Annotated in this window: 11 protein-coding genes; 5 read left to right on the forward strand and 6 right to left on the reverse strand. The window is 57.6% G+C overall.

Going from position 1 to position 17,318, the window contains the following annotated elements:
* Positions 1-119 precede the first annotated feature (119 nt).
* Positions 120-1,466, reverse strand: coding sequence for a DEAD/DEAH box helicase (locus GHN92_RS15185; protein ID WP_095002665.1), 1,347 nt, complete (start codon positions 1,464-1,466; stop codon positions 120-122).
* Between the two features lie 191 nt (positions 1,467-1,657).
* Here GHN92_RS15185 and GHN92_RS15190 point away from each other — a divergent pair, with 191 nt between their 5' ends.
* Positions 1,658-2,926, forward strand: a complete 1,269-nt coding sequence (locus tag GHN92_RS15190) for a mechanosensitive ion channel family protein (RefSeq protein WP_133143754.1) — start codon at positions 1,658-1,660, stop codon at positions 2,924-2,926.
* A 92-nt stretch (positions 2,927-3,018) separates the two neighbouring features.
* On the opposite strand, the gene GHN92_RS15195 is transcribed toward GHN92_RS15190, so the two are convergent.
* From GHN92_RS15195 to GHN92_RS15210, 4 genes are all read right to left on the reverse strand, one after another.
* Entirely contained in the window at positions 3,019-3,579 is a 561-nt protein-coding gene (locus GHN92_RS15195) for an alpha/beta hydrolase (RefSeq protein ID WP_095002667.1), read from the reverse strand.
* Between the two features lie 41 nt (positions 3,580-3,620).
* On the reverse strand, positions 3,621-4,481 hold the full coding sequence (locus tag GHN92_RS15200; protein ID WP_095002668.1) for a carboxylate/amino acid/amine transporter: 861 nt from the start codon (positions 4,479-4,481) through the stop codon (positions 3,621-3,623).
* A 153-nt stretch (positions 4,482-4,634) separates the two neighbouring features.
* Positions 4,635-10,469, reverse strand: coding sequence for a hypothetical protein (locus GHN92_RS15205; RefSeq protein WP_153380526.1), 5,835 nt, complete (start codon positions 10,467-10,469; stop codon positions 4,635-4,637).
* 299 nt (positions 10,470-10,768) lie between these two features.
* On the reverse strand, positions 10,769-11,368 hold the full coding sequence (locus tag GHN92_RS15210) for an FMN-dependent NADH-azoreductase (protein WP_095002670.1): 600 nt from the start codon (positions 11,366-11,368) through the stop codon (positions 10,769-10,771).
* Positions 11,369-11,522: 154 nt separating this feature from the next.
* On the opposite strand from GHN92_RS15210, the gene GHN92_RS15215 reads away from it, so the two are divergent.
* The 4 genes from GHN92_RS15215 (at position 11,523) to aqpZ (ending at position 16,059) form a co-directional block, all read left to right on the forward strand.
* Positions 11,523-12,446, forward strand: coding sequence for a LysR family transcriptional regulator (locus GHN92_RS15215; protein WP_095002671.1), 924 nt, complete (start codon positions 11,523-11,525; stop codon positions 12,444-12,446).
* 163 nt (positions 12,447-12,609) lie between these two features.
* Positions 12,610-13,173 carry a peptidylprolyl isomerase gene (locus GHN92_RS15220; RefSeq protein ID WP_095002672.1) on the forward strand — a complete coding sequence of 188 codons (564 nt, stop codon included), beginning with the start codon at positions 12,610-12,612 and terminating at the stop codon, positions 13,171-13,173.
* A gap of 150 nt (positions 13,174-13,323) precedes the next feature.
* Positions 13,324-15,156 carry an ABC transporter ATP-binding protein gene (locus tag GHN92_RS15225; protein WP_095002673.1) on the forward strand — a complete coding sequence of 611 codons (1,833 nt, stop codon included), beginning with the start codon at positions 13,324-13,326 and terminating at the stop codon, positions 15,154-15,156.
* A 201-nt stretch (positions 15,157-15,357) separates the two neighbouring features.
* On the forward strand, positions 15,358-16,059 hold the full coding sequence (gene aqpZ, locus GHN92_RS15230) for an aquaporin Z (RefSeq protein ID WP_095002674.1): 702 nt from the start codon (positions 15,358-15,360) through the stop codon (positions 16,057-16,059).
* 17 nt (positions 16,060-16,076) lie between these two features.
* Here the strand turns inward: aqpZ and GHN92_RS15235 are convergent, their stop codons facing one another.
* On the reverse strand, positions 16,077-17,201 hold the full coding sequence (locus GHN92_RS15235) for a GNAT family N-acetyltransferase (RefSeq protein WP_095026948.1): 1,125 nt from the start codon (positions 17,199-17,201) through the stop codon (positions 16,077-16,079).
* Positions 17,202-17,318 lie beyond the last annotated feature (117 nt).

The raw sequence follows: 17,318 nt of genomic DNA on the forward strand, positions 1-17,318 counted from the left end.
ATGACACCATCGCAGGCAAGCCAGCTCCTGCAGACATTGCGGCGCTCACAAAATCTGCGGCGTTTCAGGCAACAAAAAACCCGGCGCAGGCCGGGTTTTTTGTGAGCCATGCCAGCGATTTACTCAGCCGCTGGTGCTTCTGGCTTGCGGCGCTTGAGCGGCGCCATGCCGTCCTTGCTGACCAACGAAAGAGCGTCGGTCTTCGGGCGGTTGGCGATCTTGCGCTTGGTCGGTGCCTTGGCGCCCGACTTCTTCTTGACGCCCTTGGCGTCGGTCTTTTTCTTCTTCACACCAACAGCCTTACCCGAAGCCTTGACGTTTTTCGGGCCGCCGTAGACGCCTTTGACTTCCTTGATGGTACGGCGCTCGAAGCTTTGCTTCAGGTAGCGCTCAATGCTGGACATCAGGTTCCAGTCACCGTGGCAGATCAGCGAGATCGCCAGGCCATCATTGCCCGCACGGCCAGTACGACCAATACGGTGAACGTACTCGTCGCCGCTGCGAGGCATATCGAAGTTGATCACCAGATCCAGGCCTTCAACGTCCAGACCACGGGCCGCCACGTCGGTAGCCACCAGAATCTTGACGCCGCCCTGCTTCAGGCGATCGATGGCCAGCTTGCGGTCTTTCTGGTCTTTTTCACCGTGCAAGACGAACGCCTTGTACTCCTGAGCCACCAGGCGACCGTAGATGCGGTCAGCCATGGCACGGGTGTTGGTGAAAACGATGGCTTTTTGATAAGTCTCGTTAGCCAGCAGCCAGTTAACAATTTGCTCTTTGTGCTGGTTGTGGTCTGCAGTGATGATCTGCTGACGCGTGGTGGCGTTCAACTGGCTGACCTGGTTGAGCTGCAAGTGCTCAGGGTTGTTCAGTACCTTGCCGATCATCTCACGCAGGCCCGAACCACCGGTGGTGGCCGAGAACAGCATGGTTTGCTGACGGTTCGGGCACTCATCGACCAGACGTTGCACGTCTTCGGAGAAACCCATGTCGAGCATGCGGTCGGCTTCGTCGAGTACCAGAACTTCAACTTCTTTCAAGTCGAGGTTGCCGGCATTCAGTTGCTCGAGCAAACGGCCAGGGGTGCCGATCAGGATATCCGGCACCTTGCGCAGCATGGCCGCCTGAACCTTGAAGTCCTCACCGCCGGTGATCAGACCGGACTTGATGAACGTGAACTGCGAAAAACGCTCAACTTCTTTTAGCGTTTGCTGTGCCAGCTCGCGGGTCGGCAGCAAAATCAACGCTTTGATACTGACGCGGATTTTGGCAGGACCAATCAGACGATTCAGAATCGGCAGTACGAAAGCGGCAGTTTTGCCACTCCCGGTTTGAGCTGTAACCCGCAGGTCACGCCCTTCGAGCGCGAGCGGGATGGCCGCTGCTTGCACAGGCGTAGGCTCGACAAATTTAAGCTCGGCCACAGCTTTAAGCAGGCGTTCGTGCAGGGCGAAATCGGAAAACACGGGTGCTACCTCGAAGAAATACAAAAAATCAGCGGCATAGAGTAACGGTTTCGAGCGCCAAGGCCGAGTTACTTTGCACGAACGGCGTGAAACAAATGGTTTTTTAGGGTCTTTAGTCCAATCAGGGCCCACAAATCGCCCTGAAGTGCTCTAATCCCATGGCCATTTATTACCGGATATCGTTTTAGCTTATGGATACTCAAGCACTCTGGAGCCAAATCCAGGACCTGTGGGCCAATCTGGATCAACATCCCTGGGTTTCGGCCATACTGGGCCTGATCGTTCTCGTGGGCGTCGCCCTGCTGGCCGGTCATATCGCACGCATTATTATCCTGCGCGTGACCAAAATGCTCGGCCGCCAACCGGCCCTGCACTGGATCAATGATTTACGCGAACACAAGGTGTTCCATCGCCTGGCGCAACTGACTCCCTCGCTGATAGTGCAGTTCGGGCGCAATCTGGTGCCGGACATGAGCGACAACGGTCGCCACTTCCTTGGCAACCTGGCGCTGGCCATCACCATCTTCGTACTGACGCGGGTTATCAGTTCACTGCTGGACGCCTTGCTCAACATCTATTCGCGCACCAACTACGCCAAGACCCGCCCGATTAAGGGCTACATTCAGCTGACCAAAATGTTGCTGTATGTGTTCTCGGCCATCATCATTGTCGCGACCCTGATCGACCGCTCGCCAATGCTGCTGCTTTCCGGGCTGGGGGCAATGTCTGCGGTTATCCTGCTGGTCTACAAGGATACCCTGCTGTCGTTCGTGGCCAGCGTACAGTTAACCAGCAACGACTTGCTGCGGGTTGGCGACTGGATCGAAATGCCTCAGGTCGGGGCCGATGGTGATGTGATCGATATCACCCTGCATACCGTCAAGGTTCAGAATTTCGACAAGACCATTGTCTCGATACCCACCTGGCGCCTGATGTCCGAGTCGTTCAAGAACTGGCGCGGCATGCAGCAGTCCGGCGGCCGGCGGATCAAGCGCAGCCTGTTTATTGACGCAAGCGATGTTGCGTTCCTGACCGATGAGCAGGAGCAACGTCTGGAGGGAGTGCGCCTGCTGAGCGACTACCTGCATCGCAAGAAAGCCGAACTCAAAAGCTGGAATGAAGCCCAGGGCAACGTGGCAGCCATGTCAGCCAACCGTCGACGCATGACCAATATCGGTACTTTCCGCGCCTATGCCCTTGCCTATCTGAAAAGCCATGCCGATATCCAGCCGAACATGACCTGCATGGTGCGCCAACTGCAAACCACGCCTCAAGGCGTACCCCTGGAGGTGTACTGCTTTACCCGAACCACTGTGTGGGACGAATACGAACGCATTCAGGGCGATATCTTCGACTATCTGCTGTCAGTACTGCCCGAGTTCGGTTTAAGCGTGTACCAGCAACCAAGCGGCAATGACCTGCGCAAGGGGCTGTTGACCAGAATACCGATCGAAGAGTGATGTGTAGCCGCTGAGGAGTACAGAGAGGCTGCGAGAATCTGAAAGCCCTGCGGGGCTTGTCGCAGCCTCTTGTCTCGTCAGCGGCTACATGTTCAGGCGTGCTTGAACTGCGGGTCGCCAGTGAGTTTGAACAACAACTCGATGCCCTGCGGCCAGGTGCCATAGCCACCTTCGCCATTGATATGCCCGGCATTCTCCAACCATACCAGTTCACTCCCCCAGGCCTGGCTGAAGGCCTCGGCCCGCTCGCGGGTGACATAGGGGTCGTTGGTACTGGCTACGGTGATCGCATCAAAAGGCAGGGTATTGAGCGGCATGGGGCTAAAGCCTGAGGTCCCGGCCGGGTAGCTGTCGGCCTCGGTATCACTGGGCGCCACCAGCAACGCCCCGCGCACCCGCCTTGCCTCCTTGGGGTGCTGCTGGGCCCAGCGGGCTATCAGCGTACACGCCAGGCTGTGACCCACCAGCACTACAGGGCGCTCGCTCTTGGTGATTTTTTTATGCAGGTTCTGCACCCAGTCAACACAGGCGGGGGTTTCCCAATTGTCCTGCTTGACCCGATGCAAACCGCTGTAGCGCTGCTCCCAGTGAGATTGCCAATGCTCTGTTCCTGAATTGAACAGGCCCGGCAAGATCAACACCCTGACTGTCATTCCGACTCTCCCTTAAGGCGATAGATGGACTGAGATTGACCTTAGACCGTCACAGCCCTGCGGTCTAGCCGGCTTATCCAGACGGCAATCAATATCACCAGCCCGCCCAGGAACAACCGCCCCAGAGGCTCGTGTTGATTCCAGATCAACAGGCTGAAAAACAGACCCACCGGCACATGCACGTTGTTCATGACCGCCAGGGTCGCGCCACTGACCATGCAAGCGCCCTTGTTCCACCAATACAGGCCAAGTGCAGTGGAGACCAGCCCCAGAAACACCAGCACTCCCCACTGCAAGGGGGCTTCAGGCCAGAAATCGGCTTTGCCGAACAACACAAAAGCAGGCAGTACCACAGCCAGCGCACCCAGATAGAAGTAACCGAAGCGCCGGTAATGCGGCAAATCGCTCGGGTAGCGGGCGACCAGATGCCGGTACATCACCTGACCGGCGGCATAAGTGAAGTTGCCCAGTTGCAGGAGCAGGAAGCCCTTGAAAAATTCGGGGCTGATGGTGTCAAAACGAATGACCGCAGCCCCCATAACGGCGACCAGTGCCGCAACAAGCGCCCACGGGTTGAAACGGCGGTTGATTGCATCCTCGATTAGGGTCACGTGCAGGGGGGTCAGGATGGTGAATAACAACACCTCCGGAACCGTAAGCACTCGAAAACTCAAGTACAGACAGACGTAGGTGACACCGAACTGCAGCGCCCCGATCAACAGCATGCCGCGCATGAAACCGGGTTCGACCTGACGCCAGCGTGTGAGCGGAATAAATACCAGCCCCGCCAGTACCACACGCACCAGTACCGCAAAGTAACTGTCGACGTGCCCCGCCAGATACTCGCCAATCAGGCTGAATGAAAACGCCTGAATCAGGGTAACAATTAACAGATAGCCCATGAATCTCTCGCTCAAAAACCGTAGTTGCCTGTTCGTTTACGCCGTGGCGAATCCGAAAGAATGGGCGACCTTAGCGGGTTTGCCGGGGAAGTAAAATGCTGGCTTGCCAATCTCATCCGCTCCAGGGCAATTGAGACCTCAGGGCGCACAGCACTAGAAACCGGTCAGCCGCTTCCATTCCTGCAAGGCGTCCGGGCCCAGCGGCCTGAACAACGCCGGATCGTGAAAGAGTGCCTGCTGGATCTCAACCAGGTTCATGGTTGCGCTTTGACTCATAAACGGCACCAGTTGCCCGTGCCACAGGGCTCCGTCCGCGGTGAAATAGCCGCTTTTGTAGGGCCGTCCGGGATAAATCTGCGAGTAGATTTTTTCCGCGAAATAATCCACCACACTTTCGTCATAATTGACCCCCTCCCCGGAAATGACCTGCAAACCGGCTCTGCGATGAGAGGCCGCATGGACATACTCATGCACTACCGTGGAGCGCACCTTGTCGGAGTCCACCAGACCGTTTACCACATAATCCGGATGATCCGTGGCGATATGGATCTTGCCTTGCGGGGAGGTCCAGGCGACAGGGCTGGCTTTCGTAGAGGCCGCGTCGTAGGGGATATCCATCCTGACCGCCAAATCACTGGCCGTTGTCGAAATGACTTCAACGCCCTCCAGTTCGACATTGAACCGGGTGCGGATTTCCTGCTCAATTCGCTTGAAGTCGATGCCGCTCTCAACCTGCCAGGGGGTACTCGTCGGCAGCTTGTTCAGGTTGCGGTAAAGCTGCGGCCCGTCCGGCTCCGGGGTGAACAGGATCTCGGGGGCGGTCTCCCATTTCGATCTTGGCTTGGGTTGCAGAGTAATCTGCGGGGCCAGGTCCCAGACACCTGAGGTCTGGCCCTGAGCTGGCCTATACGCAACAAAGGGGCCAGCCTGTTCACCATCCGTATGCAACTGCCAGAATCTGTTTCTGACCCGCACCACCTCATAAGCCTCGGGCGGATCTCCAACCGCGATATAGGATCTATTGTCGAAGGTATGGACACCTGTTGTCGTATCGGGCTGCCGCCCTTTCAATGAAACGTCGCTGCGCCGGAATGTGGTCATGTCCCCCAATGAGGCCAGCCCGTTATCGTCCTGCAGTCTCCAGGTATGCAAACTGGCGGTCTCTGGCACTTCATCCCCCCCGCCCTTGATCCCTCTTCTTTTCCATTGCCCCGCAGCACCCGCTTCAGGCTTGGCAATTACCCCGCTGCTGAGCAGTTGCGAGGGATTGTCAGGACTTCTGACTCGCAGCAAGTAATAACCATCGGGAAGATCAGGGCTGGCAGAAACAAAGAATTTTTGCTGGCCGAAATGTACTGACCGGGCGCCTGAGGCCAAGCGCGGCCCATAGGGAAGACTGGATACAGGATCAATCAGGCGGTAATCACTGGTCGTGACGCTGCCCGTGTTGCGAACCTGCACGTTTTTAACATCACTGACCGTACGCAGCTCATCGCCCTGAGCCACAGGCTTCCAGGCCCCGGGATCCGCGATCGTTACCAGCCCCTGTTTAATGTCGTAACGCGCCACGCTTGAAAGGCTGGTCACTTGCCTGAAGTGCCCGAGACCTTTCTCAGCCAGACAAGCACCACCCTCAAGCAGTTTGACACCGCTCCACTTGAGCAAACGGGGCAAGCCATCCAGGGGGTTCAGCTCCTGAGCCAGAGACACCAGCAGGGTTCTGGCGAGCTTGCCCATCCGGGGCAACACGGCCTTGAAGCCGATCTTTCCAGCCAGGTTGATCACCCGCACTGCCCCCCCGGCAAATCTTACGACGGGGACCAAAAACAGCAGGTCCAGGAGCATCCCGAATGCCCCCGAAGCTCTGCGTTTCTGATCATCCGAAAGCAGATCCTCGATGCCCCCCCAAAATGGCGTAATCACCTTTAGCAATGACAGGGCAGGATGTGCCTGGTCAAAAGCCGTCACTCCCCGGGCAGCCGCACGAGCTTGCCCCTTGTCGATATAGAGCGGAATTAGCCTGGCAATCTGTTTGCTGCGCAAGGAGTTGAACGTATCGGGCAGATGACTGCTCGTCTCGTCTCCCGCTGGCACGCTACCAAGCTCCTCAATAATCAGCCTGGATCGGGAGGTCTCATGGGGCATGGGTTTGTGCCCGGTCCGATAGGCATTTTCGTCAATATTCAAAACCGTGCCATGCCGAAAAGTGTGGACCCAGGTGTGAATACCGATTTTCTTTGGAGCGATTACGCCTCCTACCAGCAATGGCTTGAGCCTTGGACTCTCTTGTATGTGCAGCGCCCTTGGGAAAATCTCGTAGAGATCACAGGTTTCTTTTTTGCACACTTCGAGAATAAACCCCTGACGCAACATCAGTGAGTCCGTGATTTCGGGGCTGTCCTCACTGACACTGCCGGTACTTTCAGCTCTGACTCGCAATACCCTGACATGGCTGTATTCAATGTCCTGACGCTGCCGCGGGGGCAGGCTGTCCAGTAAAAACCTGACAACCGCCTGTTGTGCTGCCACCAGCGCCGCTTCATAGGCATTGTACTGCCGGTTGAATTCCAGCTCGATATTCACCGGCAACTTCTTGAGCCGTGAGAAGCGCTCGGCACTTGCACGAACCTCCTCGGCACTCGGTATGGTGGCTGATGTGTAGGGCGGAAAATCCAGCTCCAGATGCTTGCCGGCAGCGTAAAGCTCAAACAGCGGCATTCTGCCCCTGGCAGCCGTGAACTCGCTGAAATAGGGATTCAGGCCGCGCCGGGCCAGCTCTTTTTTTGCAATTTCAAACCTGTTGGGGGCAGGTTTTAACAGGTCATTGGTTGCTTTGAAAATCGCGTGTTCATACGCATCCAGCGCTTGTACTGCGCGCTGGATCTCCACGCTGGAATAAGCAGCCAGGGGCATTTTAGGTACAACGCCATGCAGGGCCGCCCAGGCCATCAGTGGAGGCAGGCGCAAGGCAAGAATGGCTGAAGACTTCTCGCGGAGCAGAACCTGTTCCTGCTCGTTTGCTTTGGCGGAAAAAACGAGCCCCTGCCCCTGCTTGCCAGGCAACAGGATGACTTCCTGAAATGTCATGCGCAGTGTCGAGCCTGGCTCGATGGCATGCGCCAGTTCGGCACCATGGCGCAAGTTGACCCAACTGGGCGAACCGTAAGTCAGTTCGCCAGGAATATCGCGGACACTGAAATCCGGTGGCATGGCCGTTCGCAACAACCGCGCCAGCAACGCGGCAAACGCCGAGGATGCAGCTTGTCGCGAAGTAAGCAAAAAGGTCTCAAAATCGCTGCGGATCCACGCATAGGTCCTGCCCCATAGACGATCCGAGTGCAAATCGTAACCGGCCACTTCACCAGCCTGCGAGTATCGAAGCACAAGAGTCTTCCAGACCAGTTGGGTACATAGCGTCACCGGGCTGGTCTCACCATCGCGTGCGCCATGCCACCCCAGGACCTTGAGCAATTCGCGACCGAGACACTGACCGCATTCTGAAGTCAGCAGCTGTTGCAGCGCGACTGCAGGCCTGGTGTGAGCGAACCGGGCAGGGTCAAAATCAGGCAGGTAATGTGCCAGCAATTCCAGCGGCGGCAGAGCGTTAACACCTTGTGAAGGCTGCCGGGACGATATAAAACCCTTGACGGCATTCAGCAGCTTTCGCTCCTGATCCGCAGTGAGAAGGCAGTCAATCAGGGGCGTGCCCCGCTCCATACCCATACACCGAACTGCATACTGCTCTTCAAGATCGTTCAGTGCCTGCAGCCTGGCAGGAGCCGTAGTTGGGCCAGCCGGAATGACACGGTAGTACTCGAGCATTTCCGGCAGAGTTACAGACTCACCGTAATCAAAAAGATAGGTTTGCCCGTCACCCTGCAGGTAGGTCTCCAGATGCCCGCGCAGTCTGACCGGCAGTGTTTCTGCAAGCGGCAGGCGCTGGTACAGCACCTGTATAGCCTCGCCACGCAAGTCATCCTTGAACAACTGAAACTGGCGAATTACCTCACTGATGGCGCACTGCAGCTCTGAATGCATGGCTGGACGCAGCCTGCGCGAAGACGGTACAGCAGACTGCTTGAGCATTTCGGACATAGCCTGCAAGTCCGCCAAGGTAGCGTCTGCCTGCTGTTTGAACGTGTTTATCGGTTCATCTGGCACCGCCTCGGGTGCTACAGGCAATTGGTACTCGACAGCGATGTACCTCAATGGGCGAACAAGAGCCTGTATGCTTTCACGAAACTCCTGCGCTGCCATTTCGATGCAATTGTCACCTGCACAGATAAAGAAAAGATCTGCTTGGGCAAAAACGTTGAATGCCTCGAGATTGGCAACCATTTCACGTAGCACATCGCCGAGCGGACTGGTACTGACAAGCTGCAAATGCTCTGGATTTATCCTCCCGGCTGACAGATCTGTGACTTTGCTGTCATCGCGGTAACCCTTGAGATTCAGACTGTCCATATCGAATGGTGAAACCAGTGGCTGGATCAGGGGGAATGCCTGCACCAACCCGTCATTCAGGGCGGTGTTCCTGAACGCTTGCGCGATGTGCTTTCCCTGTCGGGCTGACTCGCACACCTGCAGCGCATGCCCGACACGAAACCTGGCCCTGAGATCAATTGCCTGCTCCAGATAAAGGGGCTCCACCGAGCCAGAACGGATCAGATGCGTACAACTGTCCTGCTGCCAGCTCAGCAGTGTTGTCAGGCAGTGGGCAAAGGCATCGCCGCCGGGTACACCCGGATAGTCCACAAGCGCACGTGGACGATGGGCAAAAACAGCGTCCCGGTGGCCCAACGCAACCCCGGCTCGCAACCAGGGATGGTTTTGTGGTTGATCCAGCCAGAGCGTCATGCAGTCACTGAACTCACTGCCCGAGGAAAACTCGATCAGTCCCTGACCTGCAATCAACAGGATGACACCCGCAGGACTGTAGATAGGCAGATCCCGCGGACTGCTGGTAAGAACCAGACATCCGGCAACCCGGGCCTCGATTTCAGGCACCCGCAGAAACAGCTCATACACGCCGGGGCTGTGCAGATCCATCGCATCGCGCACGCCGCCGGTTATCCCCTTGATCATGGCCGCCCCTTCAGCCGTCAAGGTGCCGTCGTGCAAACGCAGATTGGCTTCAGCGGCCCTTTGCCTGGCCATTCTTTGTGCCAGCCAGGCCTTGAGAGGCTCGTTCATCGGCAGGTCACGGGCATAGCGATTATCGGCGTCCTGCAGAAGTTTAAGCAGAACCCCAGGCTTCTCCAGACCGGAGTGACTGCGATAAAAATGGCCCGCACTGGCCGCAGGGTATGTCCAGGCAGTCATTTGGCCGTCCGTGCTCATGCCGTCCGGATGCGCAGCCAACTCGCCGCTCTCCCTGTAGGCCGCGAACAGCTGGACAATGCTGCGGCTCTCCCATTCATGGCCGGATACCCCCAGGACGCCGAAAACAAGTCGCTGCGGATCGACACCTGCCAGCTCATGGGGCGAGGCAACAGTCATGGCCGACTTGAGCCCGTCCAGCGGTGTACCGCTATAAAAAGCCGCTACCTGTTGCTGGTAGTTCAAGCTGGCCCGGACACCTACATCCTGCAACATGGCCACGAGCTCACTGCCGGTATTGTCGCCGCCAACAATGCGCGCCCCCAGATCCCCATAGACTCCCGCCTTGTCGAAGATACCGACCAACCCCTGAAAAACCGGCAGCTCACGGCTCGCCAGATATCGACTCAGTTCCTCACCCAGAGTCCGGGAAGTGGCGGGACTGGCAACCTGCTCGGTCTGATCCTGATTCCACACAAGCCGATAATCAGTGACATGCATTGCATCCAGGTCAAATGCTTGTGACACAAACGCAAAGCGCCGGTGCAACGTTGTGCGAAACGAATCTCTGGCGGCCGCAAGAAAAGTGGGCTGTCGGGATAGGTGGCCGGCAATGGCCAGCGCTTCTCTTTGGAGTTGCGCCTCTGGGCGGGACGAAAGCATGGACATGGCACACAGCCCTTAATCAGTGATGTTTTGCCATCCGATAAGGATCCCGGGCAAAACAATTAAAGGGCAAAGCTAACAGAGCATGGACCTGTAAAAAGATAGATACATAGCGCACTTGAAAGGCGTGAACATGCTTGTACGCAACAAATGCTCCAGACAAAAAAAGCCCGATCCAGCGCAAAGGCTGATCGGGCACGGGCACTCAATAAAGTGCAAAGGGAGGTTCGATGCGCGAACCGCATGCTTGAAGGAGCAATGAAACAATTAAGCCATCGGGCGATTATCTGTCGATTAACAGACTACGCGATGGCAGACAACCTGGCCTTGGCCTGATTCAAACCTTTCTCCTGGAAGTCACCGCCCAGGTTCATCCCTTCGGCATGGATAAAGGTCACATCGTGAATGCCGACAAAGGCCATGACCTGACGCAGATATGGTTCCTGATGGTCCGAGGTGCTACCCGCATATAGCCCGCCGCGAGCCGTCAACACGTATGCTTTCTTGCCGGTCAAAAGCCCCTGTGGACCGGTTTCGGTGTACTTGAAGGTCACCCCGGCGCGCAATACGTGGTCCAGCCAGGCCTTGAGCGTGCTCGGTATCGCAAAGTTGTACATGGGCGCCGCCAGCACCAGTACATCAGCGGCCAGCAACTCGTCGGTCAACTCATCGGAGCGCTTGAGGGAGGCGTGCTCGTCTGCACTGCGTTGTGCTTCGGGCTTCATCCAGCCACCCAACAGGTTGGCATCAAGGTGCGGTACCGGGTGCAGGGCAAGGTCGCGAACGGTGACCTGATCGGTCGGATGGGCTGCTTGCCACTGGCTGATGAACTGCTGGGTCAACTGACGGGAAAACGAGCCTTGCTGGCGGGCGCTACTTTCAATGATCAGAACATTGGACATGGCGGACAAGCTCCATCTGTAAATGCTGTAAGAATGGAGCCAAGATTAGGGGTCATTGATTCGATAAAAAAGCGCAATTACCTGCTACAACCTATCTATAAATCTGTTTGTTTAACGGTATCCTGTAACCACTCCAAAATCAGAGGAATTCATTGTGAAAGCGCCCCGCGTGACCCTTGATCAATGGCGCACCTTGCAGGCTGTGGTCGACCACGGAGGCTTCGCACAAGCCGCTGAAGTTCTCCACCGCTCACAGTCGTCTGTCAGCTATACCGTGGCCCGCATGCAGGACCAGCTCGGCGTGCCGCTGCTGCGCATCGACGGACGCAAGGCGGTGCTGACAGAAGCCGGTGGCGTGTTGCTGCGTCGCTCCCGGCAACTGGTCAAGCAGGCCAGCCAGCTCGAAGACCTTGCCCATCATATGGAGCAAGGCTGGGAAGCCGAGGTGCGCCTGGTCGTCGACGCAGCCTACCCCAACGCCCGGTTGGTGCGCGCCCTGACCGCTTTTATGCCGCAAAGCCGGGGCTGTCGCGTACGTCTGCGTGAAGAGGTTCTTTCCGGCGTCGAGGAAGTGCTGCTCGAAGGCGTGGCTGACCTGGCCATCAGCAGCTTCAATATTCCCGGCTACCTGGGTACCGAGTTGAGCACCGTGGAGTTTGTCGCCGTGGCCCATCCCGACCACCCGTTGCATCGCCTGCAACGCGAGTTGCATTTCCAGGACCTCGAAAGCCAGTTACAAGTGGTGATTCGTGACTCCGGGCGCCAGCAACCACGCGACGTTGGCTGGCTGGGCTCCGAGCAGCGCTGGACCGTCGGCAGCCTGGCCACGGCGGCTGCCTTTGTGGGCAGCGGGCTGGGGTTTGCCTGGTTGCCACGGCACATGATCGAGCGCGAGCTCAAGGAAGGTCTCCTCAAGCCGTTGCCGCTCAACCAGGGCGGCAATCGTCACCCGGTGTTTTTCCTGTACGCCAACAAGGACAAACCCCTGGGCCCGGCAACTCAAATCCTTGTCGAATTGTTGCGAACTTTCGACACGGCACCGCTCGAGGCACCTTTCGCCGCACCGCAGCAAGCGTGATGAGCAGTGGGCAGGAACCTGATTCGAGAATATCCTGTCCAACACCCGCCGCCCGTGAACATCTGCCATTGCAAGATGTGGCACGGGCACTGGTTCAATGCCCCCCAGCTTCACTGACGGTGCGGCATAGAACGGTCACCCAACTTTTCAGGATCACTGAACCATGCTTAAAAAAATTGCTCTTGCCGCTGGCGCCCTGCTGTTCGCTGCCAACCTTATGGCGGCTGAAACTGCCAAAGCGCCTCACGTGGTACTGGATACCAGCTTTGGCAAGATCGAAATCGAACTGGACCCGGTCAAGGCTCCGATCAGCACTGACAACTTCCTCAAGTATGTCGACAGCGGCTTTTACAACAACACCATTTTTCACCGCGTGATCCCGGGTTTCATGGTGCAAGGTGGTGGTTTTACGTCGCAGATGGTGCAAAAACAGACCCGCGACCCGATCAAGAACGAAGCCAGCAACGGCTTGCATAACGTTCGCGGGACCCTGTCGATGGCACGCACGTCGAATCCGAACTCGGCCACCAGTCAATTCTTCATCAACGTGGCAGACAATGCGTTTCTGGACCCGGGCCGTGATGCCGGTTACGCCGTTTTTGCCAAGGTGGTAAATGGCATGGACGTTGTTGACCAGATCGTCAACTCGCAAACCACCACCAAACAAGGCATGCAAAATGTGCCCATCGATCCGGTACTGATCAAGTCGGCCAAGCGTATCGACTGACAGGCGCTATCACGCAGGAAGCGCTGACTGGAAACAATACACGGTCGCTGCTGCCGCAGACGGCTATGCTGCCTTCGCCTGCAGCGACCGTGTTTTGCTCTGCCGGTCACACCACTATAAGGAGAGCCCGCGCTGCGGGCGTCAGTGCCAATGCTCTATCGTCGCTTCGAACAACTGATCGATATTTTTCGCGAAGCCCCCACTCCGGCTCCGCCCAGCACTGTCTGGGCATTTTATCTCTACTACCTGCGCCAGGTCTGGCCCGTGTTTGCCGCCTTGCTGGTGGTCGGGCTGATCGCGGCACTGATCGAAGTATCGCTTTTCAGCTACTTGAGCACGCTGATCGACCTGACCCAGGGCACGCCCAATACTGACTTTTTCAAGGTCCACAGCGGTGAGCTGATCTGGATGGCCGTGGTCGCACTGATCATCCGCCCGGTGTTCTTCGGCCTGCATGACCTGCTGGTGCACCAGACCCTGAGCCCCAGCATGACCAGCATGATCCGCTGGCAAAACCACAGTTATGTGCTCAAGCAAAGCCTCAACTTTTTCCAGAACGATTTTGCCGGGCGCATCGCCCAGCGCATCATGCAAACCGGCAACTCCCTGCGTGATTCGGCGGTACAGGCCGTCGATGCGCTGTGGCACGTCCTGATCTATGCCATCAGCTCGCTGGTGCTGTTTGCCGAAGCCGACTGGCGCCTGATGATCCCCCTGCTGACCTGGATCCTGTGCTATGTCGGGGCCTTGTATTACTTCGTACCACGGGTCAAGGAACGCTCGGTGGTATCTTCTGATGCACGCTCCAAACTGATGGGCCGCATCGTCGACGGCTATACCAACATCACCACCCTCAAATTGTTCGCCCACACAAACTTTGAGCAGCAGTACGCGCGCGAAGCCATTATCGAGCAAACCGAAAAAACCCGACTGGCCAGTCGCGTGGTCACCAGCATGGACGTGGCAATCACCAGCCTGAATGGCCTGCTGATCGTCAGCACCAGCGGCCTGGCGCTGTGGCTGTGGAGCCAGTCGCTGATCAGCGTCGGCGCAATTGCCCTGGCCACCGGCCTGGTGATTCGTATCGTCAACATGTCCGGCTGGATCATGTGGGTGGTCAACGGCATTTTTGAAAATATCGGCATGGTTCAGGACGGCCTGGAGACCATCGCCCAACCTGTCGCCGTGACTGACCGCGACCAGGCTCCACGCTTGATCGTCAACCGTGGCGAAGTGCGTTTTGAACACGTTGACTTCCACTACGGCAAGCGCAGCGGGATCATCAGCGACCTCAACCTGGTAATTAAACCCGGTGAAAAAATCGGCCTGATCGGCCCTTCCGGTGCCGGCAAGTCAACCCTGGTGAACCTGTTGTTGCGCTTGTATGACCTACAAGGCGGTCGCATCCTGATCGACGATCAAAACATCGCCGAAGTGACGCAGGAAAGCTTACGCGAACAGATCGGAATGATTACCCAGGACACCTCGCTGCTGCATCGTTCGATCCGCGACAATTTGCTGTACGGCAAGCCGGACGCCACCGACGAGGAGCTGTGGGAAGCCGTGCGCAAAGCCCGGGCCGATGAGTTTATCCCGCTGCTATCCGATGCCCAGGGCCGCACCGGTTTTGACGCTCATGTGGGCGAGCGCGGCGTCAAGCTGTCCGGCGGCCAGCGCCAGCGTATCGCCATTGCCCGCGTGCTGCTCAAGAACGCTCCGATCCTGATCATGGACGAGGCCACCTCGGCACTGGACTCCGAAGTCGAAGCCGCGATCCAGGAAAGCCTGGAAACCCTGATGCAAGGCAAAACCGTGATTGCCATCGCCCACCGCCTCTCCACCATTGCACGGATGGACCGTCTGGTGGTCCTGGAAAACGGCCGTATCGCTGAATCCGGAACCCACAGCGAGCTGCTCGCCAAAGGTGGCTTGTACTCGCGTTTGTGGCAACACCAGACCGGTGGTTTTGTCGGCATCGACTGAACCAAAAAAGCGCTAGCTGCAAAGCGCGTGGAGCACAACGCCAGCCCCCGATTTCAAAGGGGGCTGGCGTTTTTTATGGCACTGGAAAAAAAACCGGCGAGTGCTGTAATTAGTAAAGGATTCGGGAGAATCCTGTAGTAAATCGCAGGAGGCAACGCCGCTTCAATTGCTCGATGGATTTATCCATCCGGGATCTCCTCCATGACCTTGTTCAAACGTTCCGTCACTGAGTTGCTGGGTACTTTCTGGTTGGTATTGGGCGGTTGCGGCAGTGCTGTGCTCGCAGCCGCGTTTCCTGATGTCGGCATCGGCCTGCTGGGGGTGGCTCTGGCATTTGGCTTGACCGTGGTGACCATGGCCTTTGCCATCGGCCATATAAGTGGTTGCCATCTCAACCCGGCCGTGTCGTTCGGCTTGTGGGTTGGTGGACGCTTTCCTGCAAAAGAACTGCCTGCCTACATCATTGCCCAGATCCTCGGCGGCGTGATTGCTGCCGGGCTCCTGTACATGATTGCCAGTGGCAAACCCGGCTTTGATCTGGCTGCCAGCGGGCTCGCAGCCAATGGCTATGGCGACCACTCACCCGGGGGCTACTCCATGGTGTCGGGGCTCATCTGTGAAATCACCATGACCGCCATGTTTATCCTGATCATCATGGGCGCCACTGACAAACGGGTATCCGCGGGGCACGCCCCTCTGGCCATCGGCCTGGCGCTGACGCTGATCCACCTGATTTCGATCCCGGTGACCAACACGTCGGTCAACCCGGCGCGCAGCACAGGCCCGGCGCTGATCGTGGGCGGCTGGGCGCTTCAGCAGTTATGGATGTTCTGGTTGGCGCCAATGCTGGGTGCGGCCATTGGCGCACTGGTCTATCGCTGGCTGGGCAAGGAAGGCAGCTAAACGGCCGGACGCGAGGGTCAGGCCTGCCGATATGGCAGCGCCGACCTCGCCTCTTCAGCATACGCCAGCACACCGACCCGCTCACGCTGCAAAAAGTCACTTACGGCCGCCTTCAAGCCCTGATGGCGCAGGTAATGCCATGAGTGTGTGATCACCGGTTCAAAGCCGCGAATCAGCTTGTGCTCGCCCTGAGCACCAGCATCAAAACGCCTGATACCGTGGGCGATAGCGTAATCCATGCCCTGGTAGAAACACGTCTCGAAATGCAGGCGGTCAAACTCGCCAAGACATCCCCAGTAGCGACCATAGAGACTGTCGCCGCCGATCAGGCTGAACGCCATCGCAACCGGGGTCGAACCCTGTTTGGCCAGCACCACGCGAATCGATTCGGGCATGCGCTCGGCCAGCAGGCTGAAGAAATCCCGGGTCAGATACGGCGTTTGCCGTCGCACAGCATAGGTGTTGGCGTAGCAGGCGTAGACAAAATCCCATTGCGCTTCACTCACCTGCTGGCCTTCCAGCCACTCAAACTCAAACCCCTGCCCTGCCACTTGCTCACGCTCTTTGCGCATCTGTTTGCGCTTGCGTGAGCTCAGGGCATCGAGAAAATCCTGAAAGTCCCGGTACCCGCGGTTCTGCCAGTGAAACTGACAACCCAGCCGTTGCATCCAGCCGGGTTGTTGCGCCAGCGCCGTATCGGCCAGCAGGTCGGTGAAATTGATATGGGCGCTGGACAACCCTTCGATCTGCAGATAACCGGGCAAGGCCGCCAGCAGCTCAAGCCCGTCCTCGGCACGGGCGGCCAACAACCGGGGGCCGCTGACCGGACTGAACGGTACTGCCGCAAGCAGCTTGGGGTAGTACTCGATACCTGCCCGCTCACAGGCTTGCGCCCACTCGTGATCGAACACGTACTCACCGTAGGAATGCCATTTTCGATAACTGGGCAACGCCGCCTGCAACTGCCCATTTTCATAATGCAGTAAATGCTCGGGCTGCCAGCCTGAATGCGGGCCCAGGCTGGCACTGTCTTCCAGGGTACTGAGAAAGGCATGGCGCAAAAAAGGCTGGGCCACCGGCACCAGCGCATCCCATTCATGGGCGGGGATGGTGGACAGGCTGTCGAGTCGTTGAAGCGGCATTAATAGTCCTCAAGGCGCGGCGTAGACGCGATGGTATCACCCAACCACTGAATCGCTTCACTGTCACAGACTTGCTATCAGTCTGCCACTTTTCTGTCATATCCACCCGCGATACTG

The sequence above is a fragment of the Pseudomonas sp. FSL R10-2964 genome, assembly GCF_009600035.1.
GTDB classification, from domain to species: Bacteria; Pseudomonadota; Gammaproteobacteria; order Pseudomonadales; family Pseudomonadaceae; genus Aquipseudomonas; species Aquipseudomonas bubulae.

Coding starts and splice junctions, on each gene's coding strand:
- GHN92_RS15190 (WP_133143754.1), top strand. CDS start 1,658: ATGGATACTCAAGCACTCTGGAGCCAAATCCAGGACCTGTGGGCCAAT.
- GHN92_RS15195 (WP_095002667.1), bottom strand. CDS start 3,579: ATGACAGTCAGGGTGTTGATCTTGCCGGGCCTGTTCAATTCAGGAACA.
- GHN92_RS15200 (WP_095002668.1), bottom strand. CDS start 4,481: ATGGGCTATCTGTTAATTGTTACCCTGATTCAGGCGTTTTCATTCAGC.
- GHN92_RS15205 (WP_153380526.1), bottom strand. CDS start 10,469: ATGTCCATGCTTTCGTCCCGCCCAGAGGCGCAACTCCAAAGAGAAGCG.
- GHN92_RS15210 (WP_095002670.1), bottom strand. CDS start 11,368: ATGTCCAATGTTCTGATCATTGAAAGTAGCGCCCGCCAGCAAGGCTCG.
- GHN92_RS15220 (WP_095002672.1), top strand. CDS start 12,610: ATGCTTAAAAAAATTGCTCTTGCCGCTGGCGCCCTGCTGTTCGCTGCC.
- GHN92_RS15225 (WP_095002673.1), top strand. CDS start 13,324: ATGCTCTATCGTCGCTTCGAACAACTGATCGATATTTTTCGCGAAGCC.
- aqpZ (WP_095002674.1), top strand. CDS start 15,358: ATGACCTTGTTCAAACGTTCCGTCACTGAGTTGCTGGGTACTTTCTGG.
- GHN92_RS15235 (WP_095026948.1), bottom strand. CDS start 17,201: ATGCCGCTTCAACGACTCGACAGCCTGTCCACCATCCCCGCCCATGAA.